The sequence below is a fragment of the Nocardia sp. NPDC051929 genome, assembly GCF_044548645.1.
Classification (GTDB): domain Bacteria; phylum Actinomycetota; class Actinomycetes; order Mycobacteriales; family Mycobacteriaceae; genus Nocardia; species Nocardia sichangensis.
In genome coordinates, this window is record NZ_JBIUCG010000019.1 from 117757 (window position 1) to 133349 (window position 15593).

Genomic DNA, 15593 nt, shown 5'->3' on the forward strand with positions numbered 1-15593 from the left:
ACGCACGGAACGAGGAGAGGGCGAATGCCCGGCAGCAGGCCGCTCGCATCGATGTCGTGTGCGAATGCCGCGAGTGCGCACCGCTCGACTCGATGGGCAAACCACCGCCGAGACATCCGACGTCGCTGCGGTTCCCGAGCGCCGACCCGGCACGCGCCGGAGCGAGGCATGCGGTCCGCCTACGTACCATCCGGCAAAGGGGCGTAACAACCTCGTTGCTGGCTACCCATACCGAAAACAAGTCCGAAAGAGGATATTACCGTTTTCGACCCGCCCGAATATTTCCCGTGAATTCATGAAGTGGGCAGATATCACAAGGCTACCCGGAAGCGCCGGAAGAGGAACGCAGGTCGGAACCGGATCAGAATATCCGCATTTCACGATCACTCGCCTGCGACACGAATACTTGGAACACGCCCCACTCGCCGCTCGATACCCGAGCCATCTCGGTGAGTCGACATTACACGCCACGGCAATGCAGTTTTGTTCACCTGAACAAAACTAATTCGAGCCGGTCGTATCGATACGCCCCGATGCCCACCGAGCGGGGGTGCGAGGGTCCGCTCGGTGGGCACACCGCCGCGCGCCGGGGACGTGCGCGCCGGACAGAGGCGGGTTGCGAGATCCCGTCCGGCGAGCGCAACGCGTGGCGGTCGGTGCTTCCGTCGAGCCCTCGGGCGAAGTCAGGGCACGAGCCACGCGCTCGACGGAAACAGGTCATTCGATGGCCGTTCACGCCGATCGACGGCACCGAAGCCGGATCAACGCTAGAACCGGCGAACACGACCCGCCCACCCGCCACGGCCGGGTCTGGAGACCTCACGACCGTACTCGACGCGGCTAGGGAAGCGGCACAAGAAGGCGAAGACGACCGGTCCCGGAATTCGCCGACGAGGTCGTCGGGCACAAGCGAGCGGCTCGCGGACGGTGAATTGTCCAGATCACCAGACGATTACGGTTCCGCAACGGCCTGCGGCCGCATCATGGACGGACGCTGCACCCCAGCCATCGGTGGCCATCCGGTGGCTAACCGCTTGGAGATCCCATGTCCGCCATCGTGGTTCGTCTCGCCCGCACCTTGCTGGGCGTGGTCGCCGTCGCCGCCGCCGCGACCCATCTCCCCTCCGCCGCGGCGGAGGGCTCGGGCTCCGCCGACTGGGGATCCGTGACCGCCGGACCACAGGCGCCGGTCCCCGCGCCCATGCCCACACCGCGCGGACCGGTGACCGCCATCGTCGTGCTCGGCTACGGGCTGCTGCCCGACGGCGCCATGCGCCCGGAGTTGGTCGACCGCCTGCACGCCGGATACCTGCAGGCGTTGCTGGCTCCCTTCTCGCCGATCATCGTGACCGGCGGCAACGCGCACAACGGTGTCACCGAGGCACGGGCGATGGCGGACTGGCTGATCGCTCGCGGCGTACCCGCGGCGCGCATCCATCTGGAACCGGAGGCGGCCACGACCGTGCAGAACGCCGAACGCTCGGCGACGATCATGCGCGCGATCGGCGCGCGCGACGTCGTGTTGATCACCTCGGCCGACCACCTCGCCCGCGCGGTGGGCAGCTTCCACGACGCGGGGGTGGACGTCGTCGGCACCGTGACTCCCGAGCAGATGCCGCCCCTGGTCTGGCGGTTCGGTCCGCTCTCGTGACGAGAGCGCGCCGTCGTCCACCATTTCGCGATACAGGAGCAACCATGAACGAGACCGCGGTGAATCCGGCCGATCAGGCCAGATCGCTCATCGACCATCGTTACCGTTCCACTCTCCGCTATGAGGTGGAACGGGAAAAGATCCGGGAATTCGCCCGCGCCGTCCAGGATTCCCATCCCGCGCATCGGAGCGAGGACGCCGCGGCCGAACTCGGCTTTCCCGGGCTCATCGCGCCCGCCACATTCAGCTCGATAATCCTCACCAGAGTGCACCGCGAAATTCTGGACACGCTGATCACCGGCTACGACCCGACCCGGATCCTGCACGCGGACCAAGTTTTCGACTTCGGCAGGCCGTTGCTGGCGGGCGATCGCCTGACCTGCGACGTCTATTTCGAATCGTTCCGGCACTTCGGCGATTACGACGTCCTCGCGATCAAGAGCGTGCTCATCGACCAGCACGGCACCGTGGTGCAGACCGGCTCCAGCGCATTGCTCGCCCGGGTGGGCGGTCGCGATCCGTGGTTGGCCGACGCCGTACGCAAGGTCGCCATGGGCCATCGCTCCCCGGACGCACCGGCGCGGGGCAGCGCCGTCGTCCCGGCCGCGGCGGATCACCTCGCGCCGACGCCGCTGCGCCGGATACCGCGTCCGCGCGTCGCTTTCGCCGACCTGTCGGTGGGCGCCGAACTGCCCCTTCGCACCATGCGCCTGTCCCGTGGCGACCTGGTCAACTACGCCGGGGTGACGGGCGAATCCAATCCGGTGCTGTTCGACGAGAGGGTCGCGGTCGCCAGCGGCCTGCCGACCGTGGTCGCTCCTGGCATGCTCAAACTGGGTCTGGCCACCTCGTTCTTGAGCTCCTGGCTCGGCGACCCCGCGGCCCTCACCCGGTTTCGTGTGCAGTTCGCGCACAACGCGCAGCACCTGCGCATACCACCGGTCGGCACCGGCGTGATCCAATTCCGCGGCCGGGTCACCTCGATCGACCCGCGCAGGCGGCGGGCGACCATCGCGGTCGACGCGCGCGCCGAGGGACGCAGACTGTTCGGCTATGCCGCCGCCGAAGTGCGCTTCCCATAGGCGAGCACCGGCTGATCAGGCCGCTGTACCGGCCCGATCGCGGACAGCCACGCGCGACAGGCCGACGAGCGAAGCCAGGCGGCGGTGCGAATCCAGCCGCGCGTCGCGATCGTAGGTGCTGGTGTGTACGAGGATTTCGTCGGCGCCCGTCCTGCCCACCAGCCGCTCCAGTCGGCCGGCGACCTCGTCCTCGGTTCCGTACAGGTGGCCGCGCAACCCCTCGTCGAAGATCCGGCGCTCCCGATCGGTCATGGTGCGCGCTTCGATTTCCACGGGCGGTATCAGGGGCGGGAACTCGCCATGGGTGCGCGCGTATGCGCCGGACCACGCCTCCGGCAGCAGCAGCCGATGCGCTTCGGGAGCGCTGTCGGCGATCACGATCGAGGCGGAGACCACGACGTAAGGCGCCGCGCCCACCGCGGCGGGGCGGAACAGTGCACGATAGCGCTCGATAGCCTCCACCATGCGGTCCTCCCCGCCGACCGCGGCGATGACCAGCGGCAGCCCGAAGCGGGCGGCCCGCTCGGCGCCGGACCCGGTGGCCAGCAGGAACGCCGGGATACGCAGCCCTTCGGCGGGCCACGCGTGCACCCCCTGTCTGCCCTCGGCGAAGTACCCCAGCAGCTCGGCGAGCTGGGCGTCGAAATCCTCCGCGTCGCGCTTGTCGTGCCCCAGCGCTCGCCGCACGCCGTCGGTGAACCCGACCGAGCGGCCGAGACCCATGTCGATGCGTCCCGGGTAGAGCGATTCCAGCACGCCGAACTGCTCGGCGACCACCAGCGGCTGGTGGTTGGGCAGCATCACACCGCCCGTGCCGATCCGGATCCGCTCGGTCGCTCCTGCCGCCGCGGCCGCGAGCACGGTCGGCGCCGAGCCCGCCACGCCGGGCACACTGTGGTGCTCCGACACCCAGAAACGGTGATAGCCCCACTGTTCGGCGAGCTGGGCGAACTCGACGGTCTCCCGTAACGCGGCCGGATGGCTCTGACCGCGCCGGACGCGCGAGCGATCGAGAACGGAGAACCGGACAGGGGACAGCGCCGAGGTCATATCGGTGTCAACGCGAGCGCGCCGCGCTCATTCCGCCGATTCACGACGGCGTGGGCAGCCCCAGTGCCTGCGCAAGCACCCGCCACGCCTTCGGCAGCTGCGCCTGGAAGTCCGGCCAGGTGTGCATGCCCGCCGCGGTGTACTCCAGGGTGGCGGGGATGTTCAGCTGGGACAGGCGGTCGGCGAACCGCTCGGTGCAGGCCCGGGCGCCCGCTTCCAGCGCAGCACCGCCGCCTGCGGTTTGCAGCGCTTCCGCGACCGACGGGGAGTTCGCGACCGACACCAGATCGGCTCCCGTCGGCAGCCCGGTGGCCGCCGAGAGGTAAACGGCGGTGTCGCGCAGGTTCTCCGCGTGCAGCAGGCTGTCGTGCGCGGCCCACTCCGGTGAGGTCGGCGGGCCCCAGAGATTGTTCACGTTGCCGCCGCGCGAGGCGACCGTGATGGTGGTCACCGCGTGCCCCAGCGGGTCGGCGGTGGAGTAGCACCCGCTCATCCCGGCGACGGCGCGATACCAGCCCGGATGGCGCTGGGCGAGCATCATCGCCGCCTGTGCGCCCATCGACACCCCGGCGATGGCGCGACGCCCGTCGGTGCGCAGCAGCGACTCCACGATGGGCGGGAGCTCGGTGGTGAGGAACGTCTCCCAGCGGTTGAGTCCGAGTGCGGCGTCCTGCCGGACCCAGTCGCTGTACATGCTGCCGGTGCCGCCGCCGGGCAGCACCACGTCCACCGGCTTGCCCGCGAAGAACTCGGCTGCCGCGCCCTTGGTCAGCCATGCGGACGTGGCATCGCCGTCGACGCCGTCGAGTAGGTACAGCACCGGGCGCGGCGCCGCTCCGCTGCCGCGCAGGATGTCGACGGTGATGATCCGGCGCATCGCCGCCGAGGCGATCGACAGCCGTTCGTGCCCCCCGCCCAGGTCCTCGATCGAGAGCAGCCCGGTGCGGGTCATGGCGGGGTCGACGGCGGGCGGCGGGGTCTGCGGCACCGGATCGGCGAGAACGGGCGCAGCGGCAGCGGTGGCGATGAGGGCCATCGCCACCGCGGTGATCGGCATACGTGGGCTCATCCGGCTGCGGCGGCCCGTTCTGCTTGTCTGGCCGCGGCGCGTTCACGCTGTTCCTCGAACCGGCGCGCCCGGATCTCCAGGTCTTCGAGGTAGGCGTGCAGTTCCTCGCGGGCTCGTTCGCCGTCGCCGGTCAGATCGTCGCGTTCGAAGACGTGCCACGCGCGCAGCACCGGACGCACCACCACATCGAGATGCTGACGCAAGTCGTAGATGCCGTGCTTGGCCAGCAGCACGGCGTTGCGCCGGAAATTCGGCTGGGTCAGCCCCGGCATCTGGAATCGGGTGACCACGCTGGTGATGGCGCGCAGCGCTTCGTTCGGCACCAGGTCGAGGGCCGCGGCGCTGATGTTCCGGTAGAAGATCATGTGCAGGTTCTCGTCGGCGGCAACTCGCTGCAGCATACGCTCGGCGACCGGTTCCCCGCAGGCCGCTCCCGTATTGCGGTGGCTGATCCTGGTCGCGAGCTCCTGCAACGTGACGTAAGCGACCGAATGGAGCAACCGCTCCTCTTCGCCGGGTGTGGCGAAACCTGTGGTCATATGCGCCATCCGCGCCTGCTCCAGCAGCACCGGATCGACCGCGCGGGTCACGACCAGATAGTCGCGCATCACGATGGCGTGGCGGTTCTCCTCGGCGGTCCACCGGCCCACCCAGGTACCCCATACCCCGTCCAGCGAGAACGACTCCGAGATCTCCCGGTGATACGACGGCAGATTGTCCTCGGTGAGCAGATTGGTGATCATCGCGGTCTGCGCGACCTCGGAAAGCGCGGATTGACCCGGCTCCCAATCGATTCCGCCGAGGGCGGCGAAATTGCGGCCGTCGTCCCACGGCACGTAATCGTGCGGATTCCAGGATTTCGCCTTGCGCAGATGGTCGTTGAGCAGGCGTTCGGCGGTGGGCTCCAGTTCGCGCAGAATATCGCGATCGGTCAACGCGGTGGTCACTCGAACTCCTTTGCTCACCCTCGAGATCAGGGCACAGTCGACGATAGCGGCGGAATATCAGGCAGAACGGCCGATCACGCGATCGTTGGGCGAGGTGACGATGGCCATATGGCCCGGCTGGGGCAGTTCACAAGCCGGGGCATCGCCCGCGTCGGCCACCCGATACAGCCCCGGCGGCCCGCCCGCAGCCCGCAGCCGGTCCAGCAGATCGTGGGCGCGACCGGCCAGTTCCGGGATGCGCGCGGTGCGGCCGGTGGCCACCGTGGCCGTCAACGGGACCTCGGCGGCCTCACCGACGATGGCCAGCACGTCGTCGGTCATGGTGAATGTTCCGGTGCGGGCGGGCACGTCGTCGAGCGGCACCAGCACCGTGCCGCCCGCGGCGGACAGCACCGACAAGGCCCGTGAGCCGAGCGGACCGGCCAGCGCGGCCTGCACGCGACGGAGTTTGCGTCGGGCCGCGTCCGTGCCCGTGCCGGGTCTTCGCTCGTCCGGATGCGCCGGAATGCCCAGCGCGACGACCTGATACGACCGTGCGATCGGAATGCCTGTCGCCCTGGCGAGTTCGCCGACCGCGTGCCCGCCCAGCAGCGCGGAGACCAGCGTCTGCGCCGCGGTCTGATGTTCCCGCGCGACCGCGCGGTGCTCGTCGACATAAGCGGTCGACGCCGCCACGGTCACCATCTCCAGTACGTGGACCGCCAATCGCGCACCCGCGAGAAAATGATCGGTTCGCTCGTCGGCGACCTCGTCGGCGAGGAATTCCAGGCCGCTACGGATTTCGTCGTGATATGCGCCGAGCACCGTTTCCAGTGTGATGCCCTCCCGTGCCCAGCGCGAGGCGAAACCGGCGATCTCCGGCGGCCGGACCGTCGCGGGCGCCGGACGCGGAGCCAGTAGTTCGACAGCGGCCGCCAGACAGTTCCGTGCGGTCGTCGCGACATCGCCGGACGCGTCGCGGCCGGAGCGCCCGGCCAGGTGTGCGACGAGTTTCGATGTCAACGTCTCGGTACTCGTTCTCGACTGCCTGCCCATCATGCCTCCCGAAGGTTAGCGTCGGATCGTGATGGAATCGAGATATGTTCCGCCGCATCGGGTAAGTCATCAGCGGCCGCCCGACCCGTTGGGCGCAATCACAACTTTCGCTGGAATTCGCGCAGCCCGCGTCCCGCACAGGCAGAACCGCTGCGGCACCGCTATTTTCGGATCCGGCCCGATGTCTTCGCGGGCGCACCGATTTCCGGAGTGTGTGACGCAGCGCCGTCCGCGCATTTCCGGCGCTGCGTCGAGATCACCCTAGATCCGTCGGCACCGCCCTGAGTAGTCCCCTCCGGCGCTCTGGGGACGGTTCATCGCGACCTACGGCCACGATTGGGACGTCACACAGTCCGTGTCGTCGCCGTGAGCCGGGGCGTCGCGTGCTATGAACCGAGGCATCGAAAGGCAAACCTGTGAGCTGTTCCATCAGATCATCCGAACCGCTGTGCAGCAGATCGCACCGCCGATAGCATCGAGCGTCGCGCTGCCGTACGGCGTCGCGACGAGTTTCGAAGGGCGACAACACATATGAGCGGTACGCGAGACAAGCTGGACGAGCTGCGGGGGATTCTGGAACTGGCCGAAGAGCCCGCAGGCGAAAACGGCATCGCGAAGCGCAAGACCAAGGGCATTCCCAGCGCGCGGGAGCGAGTGCGCGCGCTACTCGACCCGGGGAGTTTCGTGGAGACCGGCGCGCTGGTGCGCCAGCCGGGCACCCCGGGAGCCATGTACGGCGACGGCGTGGTCACCGGCCGCGGGCGGATCGACGGCAGGCCCGTCGTGGTGATCGCCCACGATCAGACGGTCTTCGGAGGCTCCGTCGGCGAGATGTTCGGCCGCAAGGTCGCCGCGGCGCTGGATTTCGCCACCAGGAACGCCTGCCCGGTCGTCGCGATCAACGACTCCGGCGGCGCCCGCATCCAGGACGCGGTCACCTCGCTGGCCTGGTACGCGCTGATGAGCCGCCGCCAGGAACGACTGTCGGGCTTCGTCCCGCAAGTGTCGATCATGCTGGGCAAATGCGCGGCCGGGTCGGTCTACGCACCGGTCAACACCGACATTCTGATCGCGACCGAGAAGTCCTACATGTTCGTCACCGGCCCCGAGGTGATCAAGGAGGTCACCGGCGAGGAGGTGACCATGGAGGAACTGGGTGGCGCGCAGGCGCAGGCGGCCAACGGCACCGTCCACCATGTCGCCGCCACCGAGCAGGACGCTTTCGACTGGGCCAGGACCTATTTGGGCTACCTGCCGTCGAGTTGCCTCGAGCCGGGCCCGGTCGTCAATCCGGGCCTGGAGCCGCAGGTCACGCCGCACGATCTGGAGCTGGACTCGATCGTTCCCGACTCCGATCGGCAGGGCTACGACATGCACGAGATCTTGCTGCGCCTGTTCGACGACGGCGACTTCCACGAGATCAGCGCGGCGACCGCGCAGAACCTGATCACCGGCTTCGCCAGGGTGGACGGGCGCAGCGTCGGGGTGATCGCGAATCAGCCGCTGGTCCTCGGCGGCGCGATCGACGCCAAGTGCTCGGACAAGGCGACGCACTTCATCCGGCTGTGCAATGTCTTCGGGCTGCCGCTGATCTTCGTCGTGGACACCCCCGGCGTGCTGCCCGGCGTGGAGGAAGAGCGCAGCGGAGTGATCAAGCGCGGCGGACGGTTCTTCCGCGCGGTGATCGAGGCGACCGTCCCGATCGTGACCGTCGTGGTCCGCAAGGCCTACGGCGGAGGCTACGCCGTGATGGGCTGCAAGCAACTCGGCTCCGACGTCAGCCTGGCCTGGCCGACCGCGCGCATCGCCGTGATGGGTGCGGAGAGCGCGGTGAGCATCGTCGGCAAACGGCAGCTCGCCCAGGTGGCCCCTGAGGACCGCGCGGCCGTGCGCGACGCCATGATCGAGCAGTACAACACGACGGTTGCCACGCCGTGGATCGCCGCCGAGCGCGGCTACATCGATGCGGTGATCGAGCCTTCGCAGACGAGACTGGAGATCCGCCGGGCGCTGCGTCTGCTGCGCGAGAAAGAGGCGAGCGCCGAGCCCAACCCCCGCAAGCACAGTCTTTTTCCGGTCTGAGGCGCAGCGGACCCGGTTATGCTGTGTCACAACATAACCGGGTCTATGTGGTGGGATCTCCGGCGATCAGCGGCGAACCGGGCCGTCCGGCACGCCGATGCCTTAATCTCAGGTCAGTGCCGGGCCCGCTTCGTTCGCCGCGTAGCGGCGCGGCACGCGACGTGCCCGCTGCGCCTGTTCCCTACCCTCGCCCGGCGGGCACGCCGCACCAAGGCTCAGCCGTGCCCCCAGGTGAGATCGGCCGCCACCCACTCGGTCTCCCACCTGCGCAGCCGCCGCCGATCGAGACCTCGGCGCAGCAGCAGATAGCTGCCGACGAGCACGATCGAAACGCCGAACACCGCACCGGCGGTCAGCATCACCGCCTTGCTGGCGGGCTGGGTCGACGACGGCGGCTCCACGATCGCGCCGCGTTCGTTCAGCCAGATCGGCACGGTGGAACCCGGCTCGACCACCGTGGTCGACTGATAGTCGCCGGTGTGGGCCACGCCGTCGGCGTCCTTCCAGGACACACGCGCGGGCACCACCGGCGCGTACAGCGGCGCCTTCCCGGTTTCGATCACGGTGGCGTCGACTCGATGCAAGCGTGCCGTCTCGGCCCGCACTGCGGCCGTCTCGACGCGGTACACCCGGCCGCCGACGGTCAGCGCGAGTATGGGCACGACTATCAGGAACACCAGGGCAAGCAGCACCGCGACACCGGTCTGCACACGATCTTCACTGCGGCGCAGCGGATTGCGATCCAAGCCGACGCGGCGGCACGTCCGGCGGTACATGTTCACCGACCCGGTAGGCATGACGGTGACTCCTCGTTGCGAATTTCGGCGGTGAGGGTGACGAGGGTGTCGAAGAACTCTTCGACGAGGCCGGGCAGGCCCATCGGATCAGGGCCCGCCGCCCAACTCTGTAGCGCCGCGAGCAGCATGCCCGCACCGGCGCCGACGGCGACGGCCGGACGCGGATCGGTCTGCGGATCCACGCCGAGCCGTGCCGCGATGATCCGGACGGACTCGCGTTGCCCGTCGATGCGGATGCGCTGATAGCCGGCGAACAGTTCCGGTTCGTCCTCGAAGCGCTGGAACAGCGCCCAGCGGCGGGCGAGCAGCGACGCACGGGCCCCGCCGTACTCGGTGGCGAGCCAATCGTGGACGGCGCCGCGGTAGGCGATCAGGGGCGGCTCGGAAAGGGGACGGTGGCTCAGGGCTTCGTTGAACAGGTGCACATCCTGGTCGACATCGCCGAGAATCGCCTCTTCGATGGACGCGAAGTGCCTGCTGAACGTGCGCCGGGTGACACCGGCCCGCAGCGCGATGTCCTCGACGGCCACCGCGTCGAGCCCCCGCTCGGTGAGCAGGTCGAACGCCGCGCGCGACAGCGCTTCACGGCTGCGCCGAGTGCGCAGCCGACGGCCGTCCAGACCGACACCGTCGTCGCTCATGCACCTGAGCATACCCCTATTGTCCCAATGGGACAATACTTTGCTCTTGCCCGGCATGCGCATCACCTCGCAGAGAAGATGCCCGCTTCGGGCGCGCCGAATCGCCCGGGAAGACGTCGGGAGGGCGGCCAGCGGCCGGTCAGCTTCTCGGGTTGTCCACCGGTTCGTCGACGGTCGGCGGAATGCCGTCGCGCAAGATCTGGAGCAGCTGGCCGGAATGCTCCGGTGACGGGGCCAGCAGCGAAAGTTGGTTCAGCACCGTGTAGTAAACGTCCAGGTCGGCGATCTTGTCCAGATACAGCGCGCTGGTCAGCTGCTGGAGATAGACGATGTCGGGCAGATCGGCCTCGGCGAAGCGCAAGACGGTGAACGCGCCGTCGGTGAGCGCGGGGCCGCCCACGTGATCGGCCAGGATCTGGATCGTGACGTTCGGCCGCGCCGCCGCGTGCAGCACGCGGTCCAGCTGCGCGCGCCAGACGGTCGAGCCGCCGATCCTGCGGCGCAGCGCGGCCTCCTCGATGAGCATCCACACCTGCGGCGGGTGCGGACCGGCGAGTATTTCCTGCCTGCGCATGCGCAGCGCGACCCGGCGTTCGATCGCGTCCTGCGGCTCGCCCGGATGCGACAGTGTGAGCAGCGCGCGGGCGTACTCCGGGGTCTGCAGCAGTTCGGGGACCGCCCGCGGCTCGTAGCAGCGGATCAGCCGGGCCGCCTGTTCCAGCCCGAGGTAAGTGTCGAACCACTTCGGCAACCAGTCGTTGTCTCGCGCCCACCAGCCCGACGCATTGGCCTGCCTGGCCAGTTCCAGGTATCGATCCCGTTCGGCGGGGTCGGTCACCTCGTAGAAGTCGAGCAGGTCGACCAGATCGCGTTCCCGGCAGCCGGTGCGCCCGAGCTCCAGCCGACTGATCTTCGAATGCGACCCGCGAATGGCCTCACCCGCCGCTTCCCTGGTGATCTTCCGGTCCTCGCGCAGGCGACGCAGCCGGCCGCCCAGAACCATCCGCAGCACCGTCGGCCCGCCTCCGGACACCGGCTGAGCGCCGAACCCCGCCGCATCGGCCGCCTGTCGTACGTTCGAAGGACGCATGCCCCGAGTCTGCCATGTTGTCCCAGTCGTTATCTACGGCCGAAAGTCCCTGTACCGCCGCGCATTCGTGGTTCCACCGGGCCGGTCAGGCCGGGCCGGACGGCAGCTCGACGATCTGCGGCTCACGCTCGCGCAAGGCCGCGATGAGATCGCGGGTGTACTCGGGGGGCGCGGCGTGCACCGACAGCAGATTCGCCACCGCCCGGTAAGCCGCGAGATCGGCGTCCTTGTCCAGGTACAGCGCGCCGGTGAGTTGCTGGAGATACACGATGTCCGGCAGATCCGACTCGGCGAAACGCAGCATGGTGAACGCGCCGTCGGAGACCGCGGGGCCGCCGACGTGATCGGCGAGCACCTGCACGGTGATGTTCGGCGCGTCCGCGACCCGCAGCAGGTGGTCGAGCTGGGCCAACCACACCTGCGATCCTCCGATCCTGCGCCGCAGCGCCGCTTCCTCGACGATCAGCCACATCTGGGGTGGGTCCGGCCTGGTCAGGATCTCCTGGCGGCGCATCCGCAGGGCCACGCGCCGCTCGATCGACTCCTCGTCCTCGTGCGGATGAGCGAGCACGAACAGCGCGCGGGCATACTCGGGGGTCTGCAGCAGTTCCGGAACGACCCGCGGCTCGTAGCAGCGGATCAACTGGGCGGCATGCTCCAGCCCGAGATAGGTGTCGAACCACTTCGGCAGCCAGTCGGCGTCGTGATGCCACCATCCCGAGGTGTTCGCCTGCTTGGCCAGCCGCTTGAACTCCGCGCACTCCTCCTCGTCGGTGACGCCGTACAGCGCGAGCAGGTCCACCAGATCCCGCTCCCGGAAGCCGGTACGCCCCAGTTCCAAGCGGCTGATCTTCGAGTGCGAGCCACGGATCGCCTCGCCCGCTTCCTCCAGTGAGATGCCGCACGCCTCACGCAGCCGACGCATCCGCCCGCCGAGGATCATCCGTAGGGCGGTCGGGCCGCCCTCGGCGGCGGGAGCCGTTCCACGAGCGATGGATTCGTTCTGAGGCCGCACTACCGAAGCACGCATGTACCGAGTCTCGCATGTGCGGTGCCCGCACTCCAGCACCGAACCCCACGAACGGCAGCGTATGCGCAGGTGTAAGCACATCCGCAAGATCATTTTCAAGGTCGCCGGGATGACTGCTCGCCGACCATCGGTCCGGCAGCAGACGAACTACGGAAGGCAAAGCGACGAGTTGGCCGCGGGGCGCGCGGCGATACCGAAAACCATTGCGGCCGAATAGTTCCGCTGCGCGACCCGCGCACCGAAGCGATGACCGCACGACCCGGTGCCCGCCGCCGCCGAATCCGGTGACGGCGGGCCGCTCGGTTCAGCGCAGCACTACGTCCGCCGTCGCGCGACCGAACAGCTTGCGGTCACCGCAGGTCGCGGTCAAGGCTATGGTGGCCGCGCGGCGCTGTGGGTCCAATTGCTTGACCCGACCGCGGAATTCGATCGCGCTCGCCCTGGTCGCCGGAACCGGGGCGAACCCGGCGAACCGCACCCCGTACCGCGTGACGGCGGCCGGATCACCGAGCCACGAGGTGAGATACCCGGCGCCGATGCCCATGGTCAGCAGTCCGTGCGACACCACGTCGGGCAGTCCGGCGCTGCGCGCGACCACGTCGCTGAAGTGGATCGGGTTCGAATCACCGGAGACGCCTGCGTAATTCACCAGATCACCACGAGACAGCAGCACTGTTCGCGGGGCCAGTTCCATGCCGACGGACAGGTCCTCGAAAGCGGGGACGGTGCGGGGCGTGCGCGACTCGTCGGGGGTGTCCGCTTGCAACGCCTCGTCGAAGCTCTCGACCAGCCCGCCGTCGTCGCCGGACCCGCGCCCGGCCGCCGCGTTCGCACGGTCGGCGGCCGACTGCCCGGTCATGATCACGCCCTCGACCGCCGCGCGCAGATCGGCGGCGAGGTCCACCCCGGTCTGCGCCACCGCCGTGGTGTGCGCGGTCTGCAACACTTCCTTGTGCTGGTTGCTCAGCACGTTCCTGGTGACCATGAAGTCCTTGTCACCGAACTGCCGGAACGACTCGATGTAGGATTCGCACCGCACCTGGTCGCCCGCGACGATCGGCCGGTGCACCCGGATCGTCTGCTCCGTCTGCAGCACCTGGCCGAGGTCATACCCGGTGAGCACGGACTCGAACATCTTGCGCTGCATCAACATGAGCACGATCGACGAGAACGTCATCGGCGCGACGAGCCCGTCGAAGCCGAGTTCCGCCGCGGCGTCTTCGTACCGGTGGGCGGGATGGCCGTCCTGCAGCGCTCGCGCGAACTCCCGGATTTTCTCGCGCCCCACCTCGTATGAGTCGGTCAGGCGATATTGCCGCCCCACCAGTGCCTTGGCTTGTTCGGACGCGGTGGTCGTGATGTCGTTCATGTGCCTCTCTCGGGAATCCGCCGTCACCCCCGACCGGCCCGGCCCACCGTACCGAAGCCGCGACGACGCCGCAGGAGCGCCCTCGCCAGATCTGGGCATACCAACCGAAGGGCCGAAGGGGGACACAGTCTTGATCGCCATAGCGGGCACACCGCGTTACCGGATTCCCCCGAGCGCCGTCACACGGTCAGCACTCGTCGGGCGCAGGCACTCCCCGCAGCCTGTCGTCCAGCCAGATCATGGCTTCCGGATAACCGAGCGCACCGGCGATGATGTGCTCACCAAGCACACTGCGGTACACCGCGGGCACGCCGAGTCCGCACTGCTCCAGATAGAGATCGCGCGCGCCCTCGGCCGGGATCCAGAACTCCTGCTCGCCGTTGTAGACGTAGAGCGGAGTCGCCGACCGCATCCCGGCCATCTTCGTCACCCGATAGATGTCCGCGGCCAGCGCCGAATGCAGCGGATCGGGGAAATTCGCGGCGATGTCGATCGGCAGCATCAGCACGCCGATCGCTCCGAAGCTGCTGCCGCACATGTTCTTCACCGGCGAGGTGGCCACCCATCGGGCGAGATTGTTCATCCCGGCCAGGATCTCCGGCCGCTCGCGGCCGATGCCGAACACGGCACCCATGAATATCGCCGAGGCGAGGTTGCCGTTCATGCTGCGGGCCAGGATCTCGAAGTCGGCGGGCACGCCGCCCAGCGCCGCGCCTACGATCACGTCCGCCAATTCCGGTGCGTAGCCGTCGATCAGCTTCACCGCCCCGTGCGTCGCGATCGCGCCGCCGGAATATCCCGCCAGGCCGAACTTCGCGGCGCCGAACTCCTCCGGCAGCAGCCCGCGCACCGCCCGGATCGAGTCGAGTACGGCGTGCCCGGCCACGATGGGTTCGGCGTAGGCCATCGAAGGGCCCTCGTGGTCCGGGATCAGCACGGCGTACCCGCGCAGCGCCGCCAGATGCGTCGTAGGCGGCAGGAAGTCGGTGGTGCTGGTGTCGGGGTTGAGCCCGTGCGCGAGGGTGTATCCCGGCGTGCAGGTACGGCCGAGGGCATCGATGGGCAGGTTGTTCACCACCACCGGCCGCTGACCGGGCCCTGGCCACGGTGCGGCGGGAACGATCAGCGTCGCCGTGGCGTACGACGGTGCGCCGTGCGCGTCCGTCGTACGGTACTTCACCAGCAGCGCACGCTGGATCGGCAGCAGCAGCAACGGCGCGGCCGTCGCGCGCACGTCGCGGACCTCGATGACCTGTCCCTCGGCCGATTCGTCGAGATTCGCGGGCCGTAGGTCGAACATCGGGTCGCCGACGGCGGAGGGCAGCGTGGCCGAGCGCAGCGCGGCCAGCGACGGCGACAGCGTAGTCGCCTCGTGCGCAGGCGAAATCGGCTCCGGCAGCGGCGCGATCGGCGGCGGCGGGATCACCTGATCGATGAGTTGTTGTAGCGCGGGCAGCAACCCGCCCGGCGGCGGCGCGGGCGGCGGCTCTGCGGCGGCGGGGACGGCCAGGACCGAGCTGGCGGCGAGCAATGCCACAGCAATGGCACGCGAAATCTTCATGGCACACGCCTTCGGGTGCGAACGGCAACGTCGTCTGGCACCCGGGCGCACTGGCCTTCGACCCCCGAAATGTCCCCTGTCAGACCGGGAGCCAGGACGTCAGGCTACGTCAGCGCCCTGGACTGGACGCAGTAAAGCGTCCGAGTTGTGTTGTCGCGTATCCATATCGCAACAACCGGCCGAGACCCC

13 protein-coding genes are annotated in these 15593 nt (G+C 68.8%); 3 read left to right on the top strand and 10 right to left on the bottom strand.

What is annotated here, in order from left to right; translation table 11 throughout:
- Positions 1-1045 precede the first annotated feature (1045 nt).
- A complete protein-coding gene (locus tag ACIHAX_RS25690; protein ID WP_397280028.1) occupies positions 1046-1651 on the top strand; it encodes a YdcF family protein in 606 nt (201 codons plus the stop codon).
- A gap of 44 nt (positions 1652-1695) precedes the next feature.
- Positions 1696-2733 carry a fused (3R)-hydroxyacyl-ACP dehydratase subunits HadA/HadB gene (locus tag ACIHAX_RS25695; protein ID WP_355078395.1) on the top strand — a complete coding sequence of 346 codons (1038 nt, stop codon included), beginning with the start codon at positions 1696-1698 and terminating at the stop codon, positions 2731-2733.
- Between the two features lie 15 nt (positions 2734-2748).
- Here the strand turns inward: ACIHAX_RS25695 and ACIHAX_RS25700 are convergent, their stop codons facing one another.
- From ACIHAX_RS25700 to ACIHAX_RS25715, 4 genes are read right to left on the bottom strand one after another with little or no spacing between them, the layout of a single operon-like run.
- A complete protein-coding gene (locus ACIHAX_RS25700; protein ID WP_397280030.1) occupies positions 2749-3783 on the bottom strand; it encodes an LLM class flavin-dependent oxidoreductase in 1035 nt (344 codons plus the stop codon).
- 40 nt (positions 3784-3823) lie between these two features.
- Complete coding sequence (locus ACIHAX_RS25705; RefSeq protein WP_355078397.1) at positions 3824-4840, bottom strand: alpha/beta hydrolase family protein; 1017 nt, start codon at positions 4838-4840, stop codon at positions 3824-3826.
- An 8-nt stretch (positions 4841-4848) separates the two neighbouring features.
- Positions 4849-5799: an acyl-ACP desaturase gene (locus ACIHAX_RS25710; protein ID WP_364436313.1), complete on the bottom strand. Its 951-nt coding sequence runs from the start codon at positions 5797-5799 to the stop codon at positions 4849-4851.
- Between the two features lie 57 nt (positions 5800-5856).
- Positions 5857-6801 carry a transcriptional regulator gene (locus tag ACIHAX_RS25715; RefSeq protein ID WP_364436310.1) on the bottom strand — a complete coding sequence of 315 codons (945 nt, stop codon included), beginning with the start codon at positions 6799-6801 and terminating at the stop codon, positions 5857-5859.
- Between the two features lie 564 nt (positions 6802-7365).
- Here ACIHAX_RS25715 and ACIHAX_RS25720 point away from each other — a divergent pair.
- Positions 7366-8916, top strand: a complete 1551-nt coding sequence (locus ACIHAX_RS25720) for an acyl-CoA carboxylase subunit beta (protein WP_355078400.1) — start codon at positions 7366-7368, stop codon at positions 8914-8916.
- Positions 8917-9131: 215 nt separating this feature from the next.
- Here ACIHAX_RS25720 and ACIHAX_RS25725 read toward each other — a convergent pair whose 3' ends face one another.
- The 6 genes from ACIHAX_RS25725 to ACIHAX_RS25750 form a co-directional block, all read right to left on the bottom strand.
- Positions 9132-9713, bottom strand: coding sequence for a hypothetical protein (locus tag ACIHAX_RS25725; RefSeq protein ID WP_355078401.1), 582 nt, complete (start codon positions 9711-9713; stop codon positions 9132-9134).
- Entirely contained in the window at positions 9695-10354 is a 660-nt protein-coding gene (locus ACIHAX_RS25730) for a helix-turn-helix domain-containing protein (protein WP_355078402.1), read from the bottom strand. The genes ACIHAX_RS25725 and ACIHAX_RS25730 overlap by 19 nt, the downstream gene beginning before the upstream one ends.
- A gap of 139 nt (positions 10355-10493) precedes the next feature.
- Complete coding sequence (locus tag ACIHAX_RS25735) at positions 10494-11444, bottom strand: helix-turn-helix transcriptional regulator (RefSeq protein ID WP_356968210.1); 951 nt, start codon at positions 11442-11444, stop codon at positions 10494-10496.
- A gap of 85 nt (positions 11445-11529) precedes the next feature.
- Positions 11530-12474, bottom strand: a complete 945-nt coding sequence (locus ACIHAX_RS25740; RefSeq protein WP_356968212.1) for a helix-turn-helix transcriptional regulator — start codon at positions 12472-12474, stop codon at positions 11530-11532.
- 304 nt (positions 12475-12778) lie between these two features.
- Positions 12779-13843, bottom strand: coding sequence for a fused (3R)-hydroxyacyl-ACP dehydratase subunits HadA/HadB (locus ACIHAX_RS25745; protein WP_355078405.1), 1065 nt, complete (start codon positions 13841-13843; stop codon positions 12779-12781).
- A gap of 187 nt (positions 13844-14030) precedes the next feature.
- Entirely contained in the window at positions 14031-15404 is a 1374-nt protein-coding gene (locus tag ACIHAX_RS25750; RefSeq protein ID WP_355078406.1) for a lipase family protein, read from the bottom strand.
- Positions 15405-15593: the final 189 nt, after the last annotated feature.